General features: G+C 43.5%; 17 protein-coding genes and 1 pseudogene. 2 read left to right on the forward strand and 16 right to left on the reverse strand.

All coding sequences use genetic code 11. The features are described from left to right. Window positions 1–101: 101 nt before the first annotated feature. Window positions 102–764 (forward strand): transcriptional repressor LexA, encoded by a 663-nt coding sequence (gene lexA / locus V1225_RS13010; RefSeq protein WP_160200585.1) that lies wholly within the window; start codon window positions 102–104, stop codon window positions 762–764. A gap of 246 nt (window positions 765–1,010) precedes the next feature. Further along, the gene (locus V1225_RS13015; RefSeq protein ID WP_160200586.1) at window positions 1,011–2,384 is read left to right on the forward strand and encodes an MFS transporter; all 1,374 of its coding nucleotides are present in this window, start codon (window positions 1,011–1,013) and stop codon (window positions 2,382–2,384) included. A gap of 69 nt (window positions 2,385–2,453) precedes the next feature. Here V1225_RS13015 and V1225_RS13020 read toward each other — a convergent pair whose 3' ends face one another. The 16 genes and pseudogenes from V1225_RS13020 to mtbB form a co-directional block, all read right to left on the reverse strand. Further along, the gene (locus V1225_RS13020) at window positions 2,454–3,674 is read right to left on the reverse strand and encodes an ATP-binding protein (protein WP_338546760.1); all 1,221 of its coding nucleotides are present in this window, start codon (window positions 3,672–3,674) and stop codon (window positions 2,454–2,456) included. Between the two features lie 83 nt (window positions 3,675–3,757). Then, window positions 3,758–4,948, reverse strand: coding sequence for a VWA domain-containing protein (locus V1225_RS13025; RefSeq protein ID WP_338546762.1), 1,191 nt, complete (start codon window positions 4,946–4,948; stop codon window positions 3,758–3,760). Further along, the gene (locus V1225_RS13030; protein ID WP_338546764.1) at window positions 4,938–5,762 is read right to left on the reverse strand and encodes a MoxR family ATPase; all 825 of its coding nucleotides are present in this window, start codon (window positions 5,760–5,762) and stop codon (window positions 4,938–4,940) included. Before V1225_RS13030 ends, V1225_RS13025 begins: the two co-directional genes overlap by 11 nt. 35 nt (window positions 5,763–5,797) lie before the next feature. Continuing rightward, the gene (locus V1225_RS13035; RefSeq protein ID WP_338546766.1) at window positions 5,798–6,796 is read right to left on the reverse strand and encodes a lysine exporter LysO family protein; all 999 of its coding nucleotides are present in this window, start codon (window positions 6,794–6,796) and stop codon (window positions 5,798–5,800) included. A gap of 73 nt (window positions 6,797–6,869) precedes the next feature. Further along, the gene (locus tag V1225_RS13040; RefSeq protein WP_160200591.1) at window positions 6,870–7,244 is read right to left on the reverse strand and encodes a PadR family transcriptional regulator; all 375 of its coding nucleotides are present in this window, start codon (window positions 7,242–7,244) and stop codon (window positions 6,870–6,872) included. A 9-nt stretch (window positions 7,245–7,253) separates the two neighbouring features. Further along, window positions 7,254–7,580, reverse strand: coding sequence for a pyrrolysine--tRNA(Pyl) ligase small subunit (pylSn, locus tag V1225_RS13045; RefSeq protein ID WP_160200592.1), 327 nt, complete (start codon window positions 7,578–7,580; stop codon window positions 7,254–7,256). Next, window positions 7,580–8,497 (reverse strand): CobW family GTP-binding protein, encoded by a 918-nt coding sequence (locus V1225_RS13050; protein ID WP_160200593.1) that lies wholly within the window; start codon window positions 8,495–8,497, stop codon window positions 7,580–7,582. Before V1225_RS13050 ends, pylSn begins: the two co-directional genes overlap by 1 nt. Window positions 8,498–9,093: 596 nt before the next feature. Beyond that, window positions 9,094–9,909, reverse strand: a complete 816-nt coding sequence (pylD, locus tag V1225_RS13055) for a 3-methylornithyl-N6-L-lysine dehydrogenase PylD (RefSeq protein ID WP_160200594.1) — start codon at window positions 9,907–9,909, stop codon at window positions 9,094–9,096. Between the two features lie 27 nt (window positions 9,910–9,936). Continuing rightward, window positions 9,937–10,779 (reverse strand): pyrrolysine--tRNA(Pyl) ligase large subunit, encoded by an 843-nt coding sequence (pylSc, locus tag V1225_RS13060; RefSeq protein ID WP_161909202.1) that lies wholly within the window; start codon window positions 10,777–10,779, stop codon window positions 9,937–9,939. Window positions 10,780–10,867: 88 nt separating this feature from the next. After that, window positions 10,868–11,986 (reverse strand): 3-methylornithine--L-lysine ligase PylC, encoded by a 1,119-nt coding sequence (pylC, locus tag V1225_RS13065; protein WP_160200596.1) that lies wholly within the window; start codon window positions 11,984–11,986, stop codon window positions 10,868–10,870. Beyond that, window positions 11,983–13,005, reverse strand: a complete 1,023-nt coding sequence (gene pylB / locus V1225_RS13070) for a methylornithine synthase PylB (RefSeq protein WP_160200597.1) — start codon at window positions 13,003–13,005, stop codon at window positions 11,983–11,985. The genes pylC and pylB overlap by 4 nt, the downstream gene beginning before the upstream one ends. A 49-nt stretch (window positions 13,006–13,054) precedes the next feature. Continuing rightward, window positions 13,055–14,872 carry an ASKHA domain-containing protein gene (locus V1225_RS13075; protein ID WP_251630595.1) on the reverse strand — a complete coding sequence of 606 codons (1,818 nt, stop codon included), beginning with the start codon at window positions 14,870–14,872 and terminating at the stop codon, window positions 13,055–13,057. A 12-nt stretch (window positions 14,873–14,884) separates the two neighbouring features. Beyond that, complete coding sequence (locus V1225_RS13080) at window positions 14,885–15,595, reverse strand: hypothetical protein (protein ID WP_251630596.1); 711 nt, start codon at window positions 15,593–15,595, stop codon at window positions 14,885–14,887. 73 nt (window positions 15,596–15,668) lie between these two features. Then, window positions 15,669–17,036: a uroporphyrinogen decarboxylase family protein gene (locus V1225_RS13085; protein WP_160200600.1), complete on the reverse strand. Its 1,368-nt coding sequence runs from the start codon at window positions 17,034–17,036 to the stop codon at window positions 15,669–15,671. Between the two features lie 17 nt (window positions 17,037–17,053). After that, window positions 17,054–17,731 carry a cobalamin-dependent protein gene (locus V1225_RS13090; RefSeq protein ID WP_251613681.1) on the reverse strand — a complete coding sequence of 226 codons (678 nt, stop codon included), beginning with the start codon at window positions 17,729–17,731 and terminating at the stop codon, window positions 17,054–17,056. A gap of 356 nt (window positions 17,732–18,087) precedes the next feature. Beyond that, window positions 18,088–19,524: pseudogene (mtbB, locus tag V1225_RS13095) on the reverse strand ([dimethylamine--corrinoid protein] Co-methyltransferase). Between the last annotated feature and the right edge of the window lie 21 nt (window positions 19,525–19,545).

A 19,545-nucleotide genomic window follows, 5' to 3' on the forward strand; every position in this document is an offset into this window, starting at 1 on the left:
AAATCATTTTTAAATAATCGTGAACAAATGTTTACTTTTTGTTCGTTTTATGATATAATACGAACAAAGAATTTCAATTAAGCAAATAAACGGAGGGTATTATGAATCAGCTTAAAGAACGCGAACAGAAAATTTTAGATTTTATGAAGGATGAGATCAGAACCAAGGGCTACCCTCCTACGGTCAGAGAAATCTGCAGTGCTCTGAATATCAAGTCCACCTCTACCGCTCACAAGGACATCGCAAGCCTTGTCAAGCAGGGTTATCTGAAGAAGGACCCGTCCAAACCGAGAGCGCTTATGGTTGTCGACATGGAGAAAGAGGTATCAGAATCTTCGACTTCCACTGCACCATCTTATGCAGAGGACTTTCATCGCGAAGATATTATCGATGTTCCCGTAGTCGGCAGAGTTGCTGCAGGTACACCGATCCTTGCAGAACAGAATATAGAAGAAACCTTTCCGATTCCTGCCCAGTATGCAGGCGGTTCCAATTTCATGCTCAGAGTTTGCGGCGAGAGTATGATTAATGTAGGCATTATGGATGGCGACCTGATTCTCGTTGAACAGCAAAGCACTGCCAGAAACGGCGAAATCGTAGTCGCTATGATTGACGGCTTCGAAAGCGAAGCCACAGTCAAAACCTTCTACAAAGAAAACGGTCACATCAGACTGCAGCCGGAGAATGACACTATGAGTCCTATTATCGTGCAGGACGTCAAGGTTCTTGGCAAGGTCAAAGGTGTCTTCCGATATTTTAGTTAAACCCAATCATATCGCAGGAAGAATTTACAATTTTTTCCACACTTGACCCGATTTTTAAAATCTGTTAAAATAATATTATCAATTATATAAATGGCAAACGACACACGTAGAGCAAGCGCTCGTAAATCTGATTACGGTACAGGCTAAGCGTGTGTTTTTTATTGTCTCACGCTGCGCCTTTCCGAAGTTTTGAAAAGCGTTTAGTTTTGTGTGTTTATTCTTGTCAAAATCGAAAGGAGTTTTGAAATGGTTGAAACACACAACCCAAAGACGCAATCTGGCGCCAAAGAAAAAACAACCAAGTATCAACTAATTATCTTTGTTGCTGCCTTTTCTGCTTTTCTCGCAACGTTTAACGAAACGTTCTTAAATGTATCATTTTCTGCTGTCATGGAAGATTTTCATGTCAGTGTCGGCACTGTACAATGGTTGGCAGCCGCATATATGCTCGGCGCTGCAATCATGGTTCCGGTCTCTGCTTTTGCATATAAAAGCATTCCGACTAAAAAACTGTACTTATTTACCGTAGGTCTTCTCATTGTCGGCAGTGTTATTGGCGCTGTCAGCAGCAATTTTTCAGTTCTTCTCATTGGACGTATCGTCCAGGCTCTGGGTACAGGTATGCTGATTCCAATCGGCATGAATATCACGCTGGAAGTCGCTCCAAAAGAAAAACTGGGTACTTTCATGGGTATTATGGGAGCCATGACAACACTGGGACCTTCCAGCAGTGTCATCGTTGCAGGCGCACTGTTAGAATTCTTTGACTGGCATGTGCTATTATGGGTCTTCGGCGGCTTATCTCTGCTTTGCTTCCTTTGCGGCGCAGTACTTCTGCCGAATATCGCAAAACTGACCCATCCAAAGCTGGACGTTTTGTCGGTCATTTTCATCAGTCTGGCACTGATCGGTATACTTTACGGTATTTCTACTGTTTTAGCAGGTAATGTAACCATCGCTCTTTTAGCTGCAATTATCGGCATTATCTTCCTGATCTTCTTTGTTAAAAGACAGGGAACTCTGACTGAGCCGCTTATTCAGTTAAGTCCGCTTAAAATCAAAGCATTCTCCATCGGCGTTATCATCAACATGATTTCCCTGCTGGTTATCTTCGCAATGAACATTGTAATACCATTGTTTATGCAAAGCGGCATAGGTATGTCACCGTTCAATGCGTCAATGGTGCTGTTCCCTGCTATTTGTTTATCTTGTGTGATTGCACCGATTGCAGGACAGATTTATGATAAAAAAGGCGGAAAAGTACTGCTGCCGCTGGGTTTCCTCTGTATCGGAGTTTGCACCGCTGCACTCTCTCTGGTTCACACAGAATCTTCGATTCTGCTGGCAATTTTGTACATTCCTGTTATCTGCGGTAGTGCACTGATCATCGGTCCTGTACAGTCCTTTGCTCTGGCAAAACTTTCTCCGCAGGAGAATCCTCATGGTGTCACCGTAATGAGTACAGGCTTTCAGATTGCGGGCTGTATCGGTTCCTCCCTCTTTTCAGGTGTTTTCGGACTCTTTGCTTCTGAAGCACAGGGATTCTCCGCTGTGGGCTTCCTTGCTACAGCCTTTGCTGCAGTAGGACTTATCCTGGCGGTCTGCGTAACTAAAGAATAATTGTGCAAAATCTCATAAAAAAGGCATTATGCAGGTAAAACTATTTCACTTTGCATAATACCTTTTTTCTTATTTTTCCAAAAGCCAGTCCAGCACATTGACGACTTTAATCCCCTCATAATTTCCCGTAGAAAAACGATCCAGCGTGAGAACTATCTTTTCATAATGATCAGGAATACTCCTAAGTGCTCTCATTTCCCGCTCAAAAGTTACCTCCGCTGTCATATCCGCTGTAACCTGATAGTACGTTATGACACCCTGTTTTTGAGCTACAAAGTCAACTTCCATCATCCCATTCTTCCCGATGGTCACTTTATATCCTCTTCGGAGCAGTTCAAAGAATACGATATTTTCTATGGAAAAGCCTATATCATATCTTTTTCTCGGTAAAATATGGTTTCTCAATCCCAAATCTACCATATACATCTTTTTATTGACCTTTAAAAGCTGCTTACCTACTATGTCAAACCGTTCTGCAGGGTAGAAAATAAACGACTCCGTTAAAGCCTCCACGTAATCACTCACTGTATTGGGCGATACTTTGCGTCCGGAAGATATCAGATAATCTGTTATTTTCTTAATAGAAAGCGGACTGCCGATTACACTTGCAAGATACTGCGCAATACTTTTCAGCAATACGATATCAGTAATTTTGCGAATGCCGCAATACTTTTCTTTGCGGCTCTGCCGCTCTTCAATATCTCTAATAATTACAGTATTATAAATGCCTTCTAAATATGTTTCCACTTTTTCATCGGTGCGATTCATGGCAACAACATAAGGCAAGCCTCCGGTTTTCATATATTCTGAAAAAGCCTGCTCATCAGAAAGCCCTGTAACCTCAACATATTCTCGAAAAGAAAAAGGCAGCATAGATATTTCTACATAGCGCCCGGTCAGCAATGTTGCCAAATCACCAGAAAGCATATATGCGTTAGAACCAGTAATATAGATATCTGTGTTCTCTTTTACATAAAGGCTGTCTACCACTTTTTCAAAAGAAGGTACTTTCTGAATTTCATCTAGAAAAATATACGTGATTTTATCAGCACATAGACGTTCTTTCAAGTATTGATATAATGCCTGATAGTCAAGAAGGTGCTCATATTCTAATTCTTCAAAGTTCACAGAAACAATTTGCGCCTGCGATACACCCTGGGCAGTCAATTCTGCCTGATACTGCTTCAGCAGTGTGGATTTTCCGCACCTGTGAATGCCCGTTACTACCTTAATAACCTGTTCATCTTTCCATGAAAACAGCTGCTCCAAATATACTTCTCTTTTTACCATAGCCGCACCTCCTTTTCTAAATATAGCATATTTTATTCTTTTTTCAAATTATATTCCCAAATGGGAATCTTTTTATTTGGTTTTTATCTCACCAGCAGTCTCTGTATCCCTTTATCCAGCCCGTCTAAAGTCAGCTCAAACATAGGAAAAACCTGACGAACCATTTGAATCGTCCTACTTCCATAAGCATGCTCCCACCGCTGTTCTTTGATTGGATTCAGCCAAATACACTTCTTATATCTCTTCGGAAATTTCTGCAGCCAGAGAATACCCGGCTCTTCATTATACAGACTCCAGTCGTTATTGCCGCCCTTTGCGATGAGCTCATAAGGTGACATAGCGGCATCGCCTACCAAAATCACTTTATATTCACTGTCCAGATTATTGAAAACCCAGTCAGTTTCTACCCACTCTCCATGCTGACACCTTGGACTTGTATAAAGATAATCGTAGATACAGTTATGAAAATAGTAGATTTTCAAGTCTTTCAGATGGGTCGACTGATGCACTGCCTGAAACAGCTGATTGCAAAGATTGGTATAAGGCGACATAGAGCCGTCAGAATCCATAAGCAGCAGTAGTTTTACAGTATTTTTACGAGGCTTCTCATAGACCAATTTCAGCATCCCCGCATTATTACAAGTTGCATCAATGGTTCCTTCTACGTCAAGTTCCGTCTTTGCCATATCCACTCTGGTTGAAAACTGACGCAGTTTTCGAAATGCCATCTGGAACTGTCTGGTATCCAGCGACTGATCCTGCCGGAAATCGCGGAAGTTTCTATCTCCAGCAACCTGCACCGCTGTTCGATGGCGGCTGTAACCGCCTACACGAATGCCTGACGGATTGTAGCCGCCATGCCCCATGGCAGAGGTACCGCCGGTTCCAATCCAGTAATTTCCGCCGTCATGTTTCTCTGTCTGCTCAGCCAGTCTTTCCCGAAACATCTCCATCAGTTTGTCGAAATCATATTCCTTTGCCCAGTCAGGTCTGTCCAGAATATCCCGCTCCCGCTCCTCTGTATGCAGCCACTGCCAAAGTTCATCTGGGATTTCCTCTACTGTCTCTACGCCTTGGAAATACTCTGCAAATGCCAGATCAAATTTATCGTAGTCTGCCTCATTTTTTATCAGTACATTGCGACACAGATAATAAAACTCCAGCAAAGAGTTCATAGCAAGCCCCTTGTCCAAAGCCTCGACGAGACACAGCCACTCATCCAAGGATATGTTCAGTCCTCTATCTCGAAGTAAATAAAAGAACTTAATAAACATGTCTGTATCCTTTAACTATATCGATGTCCTGATTTTTCTTTAAAAGCACGCCGATATAAGGAATCCGTTCTCTGATTTCATCCACAGAAGCGCCGCTGATAGAAAGTGCCTGTACCCAGTCGAGCAGTTCTGATGTGCTCGGCTTCTTCTGAATCTGCCGCATGTCTCTAATTGCATAAAAAGCTTCCATGGCAGCATGCACCAGTTTCTTGTCCATGTCACCAAAGTGAACCCTGATGATTTCTTCCATTTTTTCACTGTCAGGAAAATCGATATAATGAAAAATGCACCGGCGCAAAAATGCGTCAGGCAATTCTTTTTCTGCATTGGAGGTAATAATGACAATAGGCCGGTGTTTCGTTTTAATCGTTTCCTTTGTCTCATTGATGTAGAATTCCATTTTGTCAAGTTCCCAAAGCAAATCGTTTGGAAACTCCAAATCCGCCTTATCGATTTCATCGATGAGAAGCACCACTTGTTCGTTCGCCGTAAAGGCTTCGCCTAGTTTGCCCAGCTTAATATACTGTTTGATGTCGGACACATCCCCCTCGCCAAACTGGCTGTCATATAGACGCTGCACAGTATCGTAGACATAAAGCCCTTCCTGTGCCTTGGTGGTGGACTTAATACCCCATATGATTAATTTCATTTCCAGCGCTTTTGCGATTGCTTCTGCCAACATGGTTTTTCCAGTTCCCGGTTCTCCCTTAATCAGCAAAGGCTTCTCCAGTGCAATAGCCACATTGACTGCATTCATCAACTCTTTTGAAGCGACATACTCTTCACTTCCCGTAAATCTTTTTCTTTCTTTCATCTATTTCTTACTCCTACATATATTTACAAATTACCTTATGCACCGATCGCCATCGTAACCAGCAGCGGAATCAAAATGCTTTCCGACATGCCGATAGCAAAGGAATACACTACGATATCAGGTCGCAAGGCCTTCTCCACCAGCGATAAGCCCATATCCCCCGCTGCCACACCGGGCAGACTGCACGCCTCAATATAGCCGATTTTCTTTGCTAGAATCGGAAGCAGAATAATGCCAAAGGTTTCCCTAAAGACATTGTGCATGAAGGACACTGCTCCCGCCATAACGTAACCTGCACTGGAAATCGCCACCGGTGCAAAGGTATACCAGCCAAATCCAAAACCGATTGCAATACACTCACGAACCGAAAGCGGCAAAAAAAAGCTTATAATCACAGAAGAAACAGCCGTTCCAACGATAACCGCCGCCGGAAATATCAGCACCCGAAATCCAATATGCTTCACCTGCGCAATGACTGTTCCCGAAAGCCCCATATCAAATCCAATGCTTCCTATCATAATGCAAAGCCCTAAAGTCATTACATTACCCACTTTATCATTAAAGCCATCAATATCTGCTACATTGACACGAAGATAGAAGTAACCGAACAAAAGTCCCAGCACCACAGCAATGATAATCAGCCAGGTCATCAAAGCCGCTGAACCACCGCCTTCTTCTGTATCCGCTTCTGCTTCACTCTCTGCGATTTCATCATTAGTCTGACCTTTTGCCTGCGCTTTTAATCTGCCGAACTTATCAATTCCCAGCAGCTTTCTAGCCGCCATGACTGAAAAAACACCGCCGATTACAACTACAATAGTAAAGATGAAAGCCTGCAGTCCAATGGTGCCAAGACTGGCAATAATCTCTTCATTAGAGCCCATGCGCATCCCCATCATCAAAACCAGCATAAAAACGCTGGCTAAAGTTACCACATTAATAATCTTACTGAGGATTTCTCTGTGATTGCGCAATTTGCTGGCAACAAAATAACAAATAATCATACATGTCAGATACAGTAAAACGTATGCCATAAAATTCCTCCTATTTTTACTCATATAGCGAAAATCGGAGCATTGCGCTCCGTTTTCAATTTTTTATATGCACTTAAATCGAATGGTGAATCATTTCAATCAGCTGATGAATATAGCTTTCATAATCAGAAAGCGCCTGCGCCCAGTTGGCAAGACAACCCTTTCCCTCGGGTGTGATGCTGAAAATTCGTTTAGGTTTTCCCGCATCGTCCAAATCCTCAAGCTCCCATTTGGAAGTCAAAAGTCCGGAGCTTTCCATTTTTTTCAAATATCTGTACACACCTGTCGCATCAGGTACTTTGTCTGCGAACCTTGGAATCTTCCCGATTTCTTTCAGGATTGCAAAACCGTGCATATCGCCACCCTGCAGTAAAATGCAAAGGATCAATGGTTGTAATAACTTATCCAAATTCTTGCCCTGACAAGGGCAATCCATATCAATATACATGAAAATCTCCTATTCTTTATGCACTAAATCGCTTCCATAATGAGAATCAAACATGGTCTTAGAATACTTTTCCAGCTTCCACTCAGGAACTTTACACTGCTTGCACGGCTTCAGTGCCCATTTATTCCTCAGCCACCTTGCCGCCCTGGAATTACGAGAATTGTAAAGACGCATGCTTTTTCCGCAATGGGTCGTAATGGTAATGTACTTTCCCGCAAGATCAATCTCTCTAATTCCATGAAGCTGACCGCTTCTCGCCGGCCATAGCTTCATCTTATTGAGTAAAACAAAGAGTTCTACGTTTTTTCGATAGTACCTCTTCTTTGCCTCTGCCATTAAATATAGAACCTTCCTTCCAGAATATTCTTTGCGTTCTCTGTAATCAGACTCATCATCTTAATCCCTACCGATGAAATTACGACGATTTCTGTTTTTTCCTCAGTCTTCCACGGTGTAATAATCAAGTTATTGACCACACCGCTGACTTCCACCGTGCCTTCTTCGATGGTCTGACAGAACCCCTTGATTCTATAGCTGCTGTCAGAAATAGACTTGATAAAAGCGATGAGTTTTTCTTTTTCCACAGGCTGATCTGCCTTGACGATAAAAGTCTGCGGTCTGCTCTCATAAGTGTTGGTTGTATCTTCGCTTCTCACCAGGCTCGGCGCAAAGTTATCTACAATATCTTTAATATCTACGTCGCATTGGGTTGCCGCATAAATCTTAGTGCTCTCATTGATTTCAGCAATTTTTTCAGCAATTTCTTTAAAAGTTTCGTCATCAATCAAATCCATTTTATTGACAATCACTGCATTGGCATGCTTCACCTGTCTCTCCAGCGCTGGCAGCACTTCTACCAGTTCCAAAAAGTTGCAGGAGTCAGCTACACAGATATTTCCTTTAATCAGGTAATTATCGTTGGTATCCTTCTTAATTCCATCAACGATGTCGCCCATGTTGGATGGGTCTGCAAGACCGGACGCCTCGATGAAAAGATATTCAATGTCGGTTTTCGACATCTCAATCAACCCGTCTACAAACTTGTCTTTAATACAAGCACAGAAAATAGAACCATTTGACAGTTCCGCAATATCAATACCATCTCTGCTTACAAGCTTTGCATCAATATTAATTTCGCCAAACTCATTGATAATAACACCAATTTTGTGTTCTTGATAGGTATCTAACAGCCTCTGCATTAAGGTAGTCTTACCAGCACCTAAAAATCCACTGAGCAGTACAATCTGAATCATGGTTTACTCTCCTTCTATGTTAGAATGCCGCTTTTCTTCGGCAACAGTTTTGTATATTTGATGATTTTCACTTAGTTTGCACAATCCTGCGCTGCCGTGTTGTGCATTTTCAGCTTATCTCGTACATTTTGCACAATTCCAGCTTTCAAAGTTTTGCATTTCGGATTAATTATATTCATTTTGCACAACCTTATCCCTGCTAGCATTTACAATTAGGCACATTTAGTCCGTTTTACGCCATTCCCAGTGTATAAAGTTTTGCATTGCTAGGTGTTTTCACTCATTTTGGCACAACCTTGATTCGTTGCGTTGTGCATTTTAAACTAATCTTGTTCATTTTGCACAACCCTTACATTCAAAGTTTTGCATTTCAAATGGCTCCAGCGTATTTTGCACAACCTTATGAAAATCGGCTTTCACCGTAGCATTCTTCCAATCATGCTTCTCATTCTTGGGAAAGCCTGATGTGAGACCTGCCAACGGTTTGCTTCACAGCAAACCGGGCTAGGGCTTCATGGCGAGGTGCCCGGGAGTCTCACCCGGCTGCATGGATTTAGAGTCCATGTGATCCATACGATCCGCACCCCACATCAGTTTTATTTACCAAACAAACTTTCTCCGAGCATAATTGCTGTGCCGATTTCCAGATTGTCGTGAACAGACTGCGCTTCAAAAGCTGCAGCTGTCTCTTCATCCATGGAATATGGCACGCCCGGGCTTGCGTAAATGACATCCGCACGCAGATCTTCTCTGTGCAGCCATTCACCTTCATTGGTAAAATCCAAAATATATTGATAATCCTTGATTTCTTCCTTTGTAGAAATAGTCTTTCCTTCAAAATCAGTAATCGCAGCAGGATTGTTGTCATATAAGTCAAAATCTATGCCCATTGCTTTTAAAATTGCTGCAGATTCTCTTCCTACGATACCGTAGCCAATCTGCAGAATCTTTGCCTCAGCAATATTCTCACCTTGTCTTTTCATCATTGCAAGCAGAGTCTTAACAAAGCCAAGCGCTGTAGCATAATTATTGTCAGACGCCTTTCCAGAACGGATATTCAGTGCTAAGTATCGGATATCATCAGCAAAGAACAGTACGTCATAGCCACCGAGAGTTGCATCGTAAATTCCGTCTACATCGGTATTAGGCATTACGTCTGCGCAAAATCCCATGGATCTCACAATGGCTGCCACAGACTCGCTGAAACTTCCGATAATCCCTTCACCTTGGGTGATTGGAACTACAGCAACTTTTATGTTCTTTTGTGCCGCAGCTAAATCGAACTTGCTGACACAGAAAGTATCCGCCATAAGTGCAGCAAGATCCATGCCTGTCTTAGCAGCTAAATCCCTGTTATATTCCTCCATGCCATCCAGCATGTAAGTAATCCATTCGGTTCTAAGTCTTGTCATCAGAAATTCCTCTTATCTATCTCAAAATTATACATTCAGCGGCTGACCGTCAATAAAGGCGATACTTCCGCCATAACGTTTGATGGTCTTGCTTTTGTTTAGCGCCATGGTCAGACGCTCAATGCCAAAGCCGATTCCCACCCATGTATCGAACACGCCCCACTGCGCATCGAGAAAATGCGGACCATAGGAGCCGGAAGCGACTTCCATGCCGTTAATCTCAATGTCCAAAGTATGCCCGTAAACAGTGGATTCCTCCACAACAAACTCATATTCATCTTCCGGCACCTGCAGTGCTTCCATGGCACATCTTGCCAGGCGCTTCATTTCCTCAAGCTGTCCGCCTTCTGGAATGGCGGCAAGCTCCACACAGTTGAGCATGGTAAACTCGTTCATGTGCTGCGCTCCTTGAGATTCCTTTCGGAAACAGGAGCCGCGCTCAAAAATCTTAACAGGCTCTCCCGTAATCCGATGAAGTTCTCTCATCACTACATAGAGGTTCGGTGCAAGCATAGGTCTGAGACATCTCTTCTTGTCCAGCCAAAACACCTGCTCTGACAGATGGTGAAACTCATCAATCGTCATCTTCGCAAGCATATCCCTGGTGATAATGGTAGGCGTCACCACCTTGGTAAAACCTTCACCCATCAGCCAGTCTTCCAGACTTCTGCCAACTAGAATATTCTGTGTGATATGCTTCTCATCGAGGAGCGACTTAATCTTGGCACGACTCTCACGAACCAACTCTTTCTCAGCCTTGCGAAAAGCCTGATCACGCTCCGCCTTTGTTTCAAACTCAGCTTCAATCAGTTCTTTGCTGCCGTTGAGTTCTCCGATTCTTTCTGCCTGTGTTACGGTAAATTTCTCCATAATCAGCACTCCTCTGCAACTTTTTCAAATTCATTCTACCAGTATTGTATCATAACCAATATTGTTTTGTTAACAATATTTTTTAATTTTATGGTAAGGTTTTTAGATTTCTCAAAATTTGTTCTCTCTGTGCTTCCAATTTCTCCTTTGAATCAGCCCAGTTTACAAAAATGCCGCAGAAATCTCCGTTTTCTTTTTCGTCGAGAAGACTCACTTTGCTGCCGCAAAAGTCCATTCGTTTCTCCAGCGGTCCGGCATCGCTCATCATATGTTCACCTTCCTGCACAACTGCGCCTTTGTCACGGCGATAATGCTCATAGACACTGAATCTGCCCAAATCGCACTGCGGCGATACAAATTCGCCTTTTACAATGATATCTGCAAGTTCCGATAGTTCGTTTATTCCCGATGCGTACAGCACAGCAATAGGAGTCTGACTCGGAATCCTGGCGTCGATTTCCAGTACCTTAAAGTCCTCGCCGTCGTCAATGACTTCCACATCCATGATGCCGTGCAACTTGACAAGCTGCGCCAGTTTTTTACCCAATACAGAAAATTTCGCTTCCTGCTCCTTTGTAATTGGACACGGACAGGTCACTTTGCAACAGTCGTAGAACTGATCCATATGAATCTGCGTCACCGCATAGGTTCTGTAATTGCCCGGAATACCGATGACTTCAATAGAATAGGACGGTCCTTCCAAATACTCCTGTACAATCCAGTTTTCAGGATCTGTGCATTTTGCTAAAAACGCCTCTACCTCCTCTTTGCTGCGGGCATAAGTCACGCCTGCCGAACCGCTTTCCCCTGAAGGTTTCATGATATACGGCGCCTTTCCTTTTGGGTAATAGCGAGGTGCCGGAATGCCGTTTTCCAGAAACAGTCTGTCCGACTTTTTCTTGGATTTGGTAATTTCATAAGCTGCTTTGTCGAAAGCAAGGGGCAGACCCTTTTCCTCGCAAATTCTGCAAACCGCCTCAAGCACTCGGTCGTTTTCGTTGGCAGGTAGCACAAAGTCCGCTTCCATCATGGCAGCTATCACAGCTTCATCGCTGGCCGTAATATCCCCGCAGATAGAGCGGTCTGCAAGACCGGCAGCGGGAACATTCGGATTACTATCGATTAAAATGCTCTCAAAACCGCAGGCAGAGGCTAGATATACCGCCTCTGTTCCCTGCAGCTTTCCTCCGATAATTGCGACCTTCATGGGCGCACCTGCCGAAGGAATGCTTCGTATTCTTCTTTGCTTGCAATTCGCAGTCCCATTTCATCCAGAATAGAAGCTGCTTCTTCCACAGTTCTACCACCTTCATCTACATCCATAGTACTGTGGGCAACCCCCATAAAGCCGGATTTAGGAGGAATAATGGAAGTAATCAGATTAGCGCCTGCATTGATCCGATCCTTTAAGCCCCTTATGCCGTCCACATCCAAAGACGCCGGAATCAGGGCACTCGGATACAAAAGTCTCATCAGAGCGATAATCTTCAGCTCCTCAATTCGGTCTGGAGTCTTGCAGTCTTCCATCGGACTTCCCTCTTGGGGAATAAAGCTCATGACGCGCACCTGTCTCGCGCCGATTTCACCCATAGTCAAAAGAGAATCCACGATATCCTCGCTCGTTTCGCCAATGCCTGCAAGAAGCCCCTCTTCGATGTAAATCCCCTTCTCCTTCGCGTAAAGCTTCGCATTCATACGAGCATCGTAATCCTGTCCAACTCTCATCTTCGCATAAAGTTCTCTGTTGTGGGTTTCCTGATAAAGCGCATAAAAATCCGCTCCTGCTTCTGCAAATTTATCGATAATATTGTGATTTACCACACCCGGTGAAATCATCACCGGCGTATCATAAACATCTTTTATCTCTTTAATAATCTGACAGACAGTTTCAAAGTCCTCAGCATGATATTGCGGATCCTCTCCCATGGTCAAATCAATGAGATTGACGCCGGAGTCAATCAAGGACTTTGAAATAGCAAGAACCTCGTCTTTATTCTTTCTGTATCTCTCGATTTTGTTAGAATTTCTGTAATAACAGAAGTTGCAGTTATTTCTGCAATAGGTCGTAAAATACACAAATCCATATGCAAAGATTTTATTACCCTGCACTTCCTTTCGGATTTTCCGCGCCTGGCTGAATAAAGCCTGTAAAATCTCAGGGTCATCTGAAGCCATGATACGCAGCAGTTCTTCTTTGGAATAATCTTTTCTGCTAAAATCTAACATGATTTCCTCCGTCTCGTCTTTTTTGTCAATCCTTTCTCACAAGCAGACATTAAAACATCATTGCCATCATATACTGATCCTGAAAATCGCTTCTTGCCGCAAGCTCGATATGCTCGATTCTTCTTGCCGCCACCTCTGCTTCTTCTTTGCTTCTTTCTGAAAGGAGAATCATGGAAGCGCCGATACCTGCGGAATTTCCAAGAGAGTAAATCTTTTCCTCTGCAATTTTCGGTAGCAAACCGATATTGATTGCACTGGTGTTTCTGATGTAGTTGCCGAAAGCACCTGCGATACTGATTTTTTCAAGAGTATCTTTGGTAATCCCGATTTCTTTCATCATAATCGTAATGCCAGCAGAAATAGCCGCCTTTGCAAGCTGCACTTCTCTGACGTCCTTCTGGGTGATGACTACATCACTTTTGCCGTCTTTACTAAAGTATAACACAAAATCATTGGACTTGTCGTCCTCTTTTATATGTTTCAGGATATTTTCTGAAATGCCCTTCTTTGCCAGCTTTTCTCTTCCAAGAAGTCTGCCTGATTTATCCACGATACCGGTACGAATCAGCTCACCTACAGCATCGATAATGCCGGATCCGCAAATACCGATTGGCTCTGCATCGCCAATAACCGCAATCTCTACACGATCTTTTAGAATGTCCACTCTCTCAATGGCGCCTCTTGCAGCACGCATACCCTGTTTGATGGAACTTCCCTCAAAAGCAGGTCCTGCCGCTGTGGAGCAAGCTACCGCTCTTCCGTTTCCGGTCAGTACGATTTCACCGTTGGTGCCGATATCGATAAAAAGGTGTCCTTTATCGCAGTCCATCAAATCGTTTGTGATAATGCCCGCTGTAATATCGGAGCCCACATGACCTGCAATATTGCCAGCCACGTGTACTTGCGCATCTTTATGCCCTGTCAGCGCCAGCTCTTCGCATCTTGCAGAGAGACCTTCAGTAAATACTGGTGTAAACGGCGATACCGCCAGCTGGGCAGGATTTACACCGAGGAAAATATGGCTCATTGTCGTATTGCCTACTACCACGTACTGATATATATTTGCAGGGTTAAAGTGGTGCTCCGCAGCAAAGCCTTCCACCGCCTTATTGATACAATCGATAATAACGTCGTGAATCACATCCAGATTGCCTTCTTTTTCCATTACAAACGTGATTCTGGAAATAACATCGGCACCGTATGCCCCCTGCGGGTTAGTAGATGCAGAAACATCCATCATCTCACCTGTCTGTACATTCCAAAGCATAACAACCGCTGTAGTCGTACCAATATCCACTGCAACGCCGTAATTTTCAGAAGTGGTGTCTCCAGCTTCCAAATCAATCATTTCATCGCCGCGAAGAGTTGCTGTAACCAGATTGCCAGCTTTAAGCACTTCCGGGATTTTTTTCGTTACAGAAAAAGTACAGCTGAGGTTTTCAAAGCCCAGCGCTTCAATCATTCTCTCCGCATCGCTTCTCTGATCGTTGATGTCAGACGCCTGCACTTCCACACAGATTTTTTCTACCTGCGGCACTTTTTCAAAGCCTTCCGGCAGATGAATCAGCTTTTTCTTTCTGGAAGCTGTAGTTTCAGACTCCGGCATTTCGATGATCATGCCCTCAGATACGGGATGACAGCATGCCAGTCTCCACCCTGCCTCAATTTCATTTTCAGACAGTTTGTGGTGATGGTCATTTACGATTTCTCTATCGCCTTCAATAATCTTTACCTTGCACTTTCCGCAGGTTCCCATACCTGCACAGTTTCCGTCTATATTTACGCCGGCTTTCACCGCTGCCTGCAAAATGGTTTCGCCAGCTTCTGCTTCCCAAGTTATGTTCTGTGGTAAAAAAGTAATTTTCATAGCTACCTCCCTCTAATTCGTCTCAGCTTCCGCTCTAACTGCACAAAATTGACATCCAGAAGCATTGCCCCTACACTGCATACACTCCGGTTCTGCCTTTACCCCCTGCCTATTCAGTACCAAATATAAACCAGCACAAGTTTTCTGCGGAATCATCAGTCCGCTGTCCTTCACCCAAACCCCGATGGAATCTCCGTCCAATATATTAAAAAATTTTTTGGATTCTATGACCGGCATACCGAAGTATCCCGGACCAAACTCATCGGATAAATACAGATCTCGCTTTGGAAACCTCTGCTTCAAATCCTCTAGAAGTCTTGTTTTCAAGATTTCAACGCCAGCGTCTACATAATTCGTTCCCCAAATATCAGCATATAAAAAATCCATTATATTTTCTTCACTGGAAAAAAGACATTCACCAACGGTGAGCATATAGAAGTAAACACCCTCTACCCACTCTTTGGGAATCTGTTCGAAATAGTTGCAGTAGACTTGCGTATCTCCTACCTGCACCTTGCTGTCGTGATAAACTTCACTGCCATAATATGACACCAGGGCATCGATTTTGATGCCGTCTATCCCCTGGTTTCTCACATCCATGCCCATCTTCATCATGCGCTGATGCTTTTCTGTTTCCAGATTAAAACCGCAAGTTCTGATAAAGCGCTTCTCTGCCAGAGGAAACGCTTTCGCCTCTTCTATAGATATTTTTTGATTTTTCATACCTTGCCTCGCTGAACAAAATAATAAGGTGATAGACCACCGGCCTACCACCTTACCAATCATTCAAAGTGATTTATTTCTTTAATTTAGCCTGTGCTTCTTTTACAGATGCAACTAATTCATCCTTGGAAGGGATGATGGAAATATATTTCTGCTCACCGTTAATGCACATAGTCGGCAGATTTGCAATGCCCATCTTTCTGGTTCTTGCGATATCATCTTTGATGAAGTATTTGTATACTCTGTATTCTGCCATATCCTTCAGATCATCCCAGTTATCTTCTACGGAAGCCAGCATGTAGGTGCAGGCTGCGCACTGTTCAGGGTCGAGCAGGAACAACTCGATGAGAACCTTATCCAGGTTTTCATAGTCAGGAATTTCGATGTTGGAATCATCGATGACAGTTTCGTAGTTTTTAATTAATTCTCTGGTGCTGTCAGGATTCTTCACTGCCTGTGCGCAAGCGATTGTATTTTCAATCGGTGTATCATAAGGCATGTCGCATCCCGGAGCAATAATCAGGTTCTTATGGTTATCAATGGAGTCAATCAGGTCAATAACACCCTTCATGTTGTCTTCCTGATTACCGTGCAGCATGGTAGTAGTAAGAGGAATGTTACCACCAATAGTAACGTTGTACTGGTCAGTAACTTTCTTAGCTTCTGCCAAGTTAACGTTTTCGTCAACAGAAACGCCATCCGGGTTCATCTTGCACATTACTTCGATCTGCTTAGTAGCATTACCACATACGAAGAATGCAGAGTAAGCACCTCTGGATCTTACATAGTCAAATACTGCTTTGAATCCATCAGACAGCATCTTTTCGATGTGCTTAGGGGATACCTGGGATACCAGCGGGTCGACTACTGCGATAACATCCATACCAGCATCGATGTACATCTTAGCCATAGCGATGGAAACCTCAGCACAATAGTTTACCAGTTCCTTTACGTAGTTGGAGTCCCCTACCATATCCATAAAGATATCAGTACCGCGCAGGTGAGATGCTAAAGTGAATGGTCCGCAAATCAGACCATACAGCGCAGTGTCTTCACCAATTGCTTCTTTGACTCTTCTCATAGCAGACAGAATCATAGGAAGTCTGCCGTCATTTTCTGTAGGAATCTTGCATTTGCAAGGGATAGTCTTTTCTGCTGCCAGCGGATGGCTCTTTACTGAAGGCGGATTGTTCTCAGCCCACATCAGGTCACATCCCAGAATTTCTGCTTCAACCTGCAGGTCGAAGATGACAGGAAGTCCATCCGGTGTATATAATTTGTTTGCTTCAATCAAGCATTCTACCAATTTGTCTTCATCTCTTAAAACTTCTTCTGCAGTGTAGCCCTTCAGTTTACCAACGTGCACACCTGCAAAAGGCACCCAAGGAAGTTCCTTGGTTTCTTCATGTCTCAGCGCCTGAAAAATAAGTTCTTTGCCCATTTTATTTTCCTCCACATTTACGAATTCTTTTCTTGCTCTTCTTTTTCTTTCATAAGCTGAAGTGCTACCTTAACCGCTTCAATGGCATCTTCACTGTAGCCGCCGGCGCCAATTTTCTTAGCCCAGCGCGGTGTACACGGCGCTCCTCCAACCATGGTAATAAAGCTTTCTTTTTCGCCGGTTTCCATCAGAAGCTTCTCCAGCTTCTTCTGTTCTGTCATAGTAGAGGTGAGCAGCGCACTGGTGCCTATAATATCTGCTTTATATCGTCTGGCCTCTTCAATAATCGTCTCAACGGGAACTTCGCACCCAAGATCGATTACCTCAAATCCCGCTGTCCGCAAGGTAGAAGCCACGATACCTTTGCCTATATCGTGTACATCACCCGCTACGGTAGCCAGTAAGATTCTTCCTCTTTTCTCAGGAACCGGTCTTTCATTTTCATTTAATAAATCTAGAATTGTGTTTGTCACACTCTTCATCACTTCTGCCGCGTAGATCAATTCAGGCAGAGACAGAGCACCTCTATCAAATAGTGAACCTATCTCGTCATTGCCGGCACCAAACCCAGACAGCAGTAAATCCAGGAGATCAAATTCTGCGTTCTTTGCCTCCTCGATAATACGCAGAGCTTTTGCCTCATCAGCATCAACAATGGCATCTTTCGCTCTTCTGAATAAATCCTGCTTATCCAAATATGCGCCTCCTTTACATACGTGTGAATAGAAAAATAACAAATTTATAGTCTTTCTTATTCTATCACACAAATTTAGAATTTGCTATAGAATTTTTGTAAGATTATTCTCTGTTTTCTGCTGATTATTTTAGCAGCTGCGTTTTATCTTCACATATCTTATCATATTGCAACAGGTTACTGAATTTGAACTATTCTAAAATTCAGTAATTTCAAGTTTAATAATATGGAATAGGCTTACTCCTTGCAAACCTATTCCATTTTATATTTTTTGTAATTTGAGTCGTCTACTCAATCAGACTGTTGTTTTGCGTCCAGCCTACTCCTTGCAGACTGTTCGGTCAAAGAAACTTCTGATTATTTAATGCCGGCTCTTTCTTTGAATCTTTCAACGGAGTTGATCTTGATGTCAAGAACTTCAGCGATTCTGAACTTAGCTGCCATACCGTTGTTTTCTTCTGCGCAAGGCTCAACGTGTGTCAGACCAAGACCAAGGTCAGTTCTCTTATCGGTCATAGTCACGATGTCATGTAATTCATCGAGAGATACGCCGAGTTTTTCAGCTACATACGCTTTGGCTTCGTCGATTTTCATCTTTTCAGCAAGCTGCATACGTAATACCAGATCTCCGGCAGTACGAACGCCGCCCATACCAGCACAAATTGAGTGTGTAGCTTCAGCTCCTACAGGGTCACCTACGCCTACCTAGAACCCGTCGACTTTGCCTATTTCTACTAAGGCTTTGTCGGCTCTGGAAATCATATCAGAAGGCATATTTTCTACCATTGGAACGCCGCATACACCCATACCAACGTTTGCGTGTACCGGAATGTTTGCAACAGCAGTACAAGCTTTGATGAATGTGCAAACTCTTGCAATGTTCCAAGGGAAAGTCTTGTTGCAGTTGGTGTTTACTACTGCACCAAAGATGCTTGCGCCAGCTTTTTCTACCAGTTTAACCTGGTCATGCGGATAAAGACCAGCCAGTCTCTTTCCGTCGTATTTCAGTTTGCCGTGCATACCCAGTACGAATTCGCCCGCCATACCGATTTCAACGCCCATATCTGGGAACTGTTTTTTAATCTCTTCGCAAGCCTGCAGAGCAGCTAAGAAGTCTGCGTCGCCAGCAGCTCCGGAAGTATCTAAGTTGATACCATCAGCACCAACATCGTACATCTGTTTTGCAACGTATACGATATCTTTTACTGCGTGCGGAATTGCATCTTCCTGCGCAGCCATTGCTTCTTTGATCTGTCCCAGCGGCAACAGTTCTGCCCAGTTTTCTACAGGACCATCTGGTTTCGTGTAGAAACCAAGGTTAGTCATAGCACCGTAGAACAACGGCATAGTACTGATGTTCAAAGCCTGCTTCAGGGCGCCAGCTTCACGCTGCGCAACGCCTTTTGCAGTCTTGTAGTTGTAGTCGGAGTTACCAACGTCTACAGAGTCAACACCCAGACATCTTTCGTAAATGAGAACCTCATTGTCCTTTACGATAGGAATCTGGCTCTTGATGTTTAATTTGTAAGCGCCGGAGTCATTGGTCAGTACAATCTGTTTTCCAGGTTCTACGCCAACGATACTGCCCGGCATTGTGATGATATCGTAAAGATGCTCGACTTCTTCATCAGTAAGAGGGTCAATTTTGCCTCTCTTTACAGCATCAGCAATACCTTCAGCCATGTCCGCACGGATTTCGGCTTCTGTCATGTATACGACGGAACCGTCACCCATACGGGTAAAGTATTTCTTTTCTTCAGCCATATCGAATCCTTCCTTTCCTGTGATATTCATTTGAAAAAAAATCTTAAACGG

The sequence above is a fragment of the Emergencia sp. JLR.KK010 genome (assembly GCF_037018265.1).
Lineage (GTDB): Bacteria > Bacillota > Clostridia > Peptostreptococcales > Anaerovoracaceae > Senimuribacter > Senimuribacter intestinalis.

Bases quoted from the DNA above. Each gene is read 5' to 3' on its own strand.
- V1225_RS13035 (WP_338546766.1), bottom strand. From the start codon at position 6,796: ATGGCATACGTTTTACTGTATCTGACATGTATGATTATTTGTTATTTT.
- V1225_RS13030 (WP_338546764.1), bottom strand. From the start codon at position 5,762: ATGAAAGAAAGAAAAAGATTTACGGGAAGTGAAGAGTATGTCGCTTCA.
- V1225_RS13075 (WP_251630595.1), bottom strand. From the start codon at position 14,872: ATGAAAATTACTTTTTTACCACAGAACATAACTTGGGAAGCAGAAGCT.
- V1225_RS13015 (WP_160200586.1), top strand. From the start codon at position 1,011: ATGGTTGAAACACACAACCCAAAGACGCAATCTGGCGCCAAAGAAAAA.
- pylSn (WP_160200592.1), bottom strand. From the start codon at position 7,580: ATGGCAGAGGCAAAGAAGAGGTACTATCGAAAAAACGTAGAACTCTTT.
- pylC (WP_160200596.1), bottom strand. From the start codon at position 11,986: ATGAAGGTCGCAATTATCGGAGGAAAGCTGCAGGGAACAGAGGCGGTA.
- pylB (WP_160200597.1), bottom strand. From the start codon at position 13,005: ATGTTAGATTTTAGCAGAAAAGATTATTCCAAAGAAGAACTGCTGCGT.
- pylSc (WP_161909202.1), bottom strand. From the start codon at position 10,779: ATGGAGAAATTTACCGTAACACAGGCAGAAAGAATCGGAGAACTCAAC.
- V1225_RS13050 (WP_160200593.1), bottom strand. From the start codon at position 8,497: ATGATTCAGATTGTACTGCTCAGTGGATTTTTAGGTGCTGGTAAGACT.
- lexA (WP_160200585.1), top strand. From the start codon at position 102: ATGAATCAGCTTAAAGAACGCGAACAGAAAATTTTAGATTTTATGAAG.
- V1225_RS13025 (WP_338546762.1), bottom strand. From the start codon at position 4,948: ATGTTTATTAAGTTCTTTTATTTACTTCGAGATAGAGGACTGAACATA.
- V1225_RS13085 (WP_160200600.1), bottom strand. From the start codon at position 17,036: ATGGGCAAAGAACTTATTTTTCAGGCGCTGAGACATGAAGAAACCAAG.
- pylD (WP_160200594.1), bottom strand. From the start codon at position 9,909: ATGACAAGACTTAGAACCGAATGGATTACTTACATGCTGGATGGCATG.
- V1225_RS13020 (WP_338546760.1), bottom strand. From the start codon at position 3,674: ATGGTAAAAAGAGAAGTATATTTGGAGCAGCTGTTTTCATGGAAAGAT.
- V1225_RS13040 (WP_160200591.1), bottom strand. From the start codon at position 7,244: ATGTATATTGATATGGATTGCCCTTGTCAGGGCAAGAATTTGGATAAG.
- V1225_RS13080 (WP_251630596.1), bottom strand. From the start codon at position 15,595: ATGAAAAATCAAAAAATATCTATAGAAGAGGCGAAAGCGTTTCCTCTG.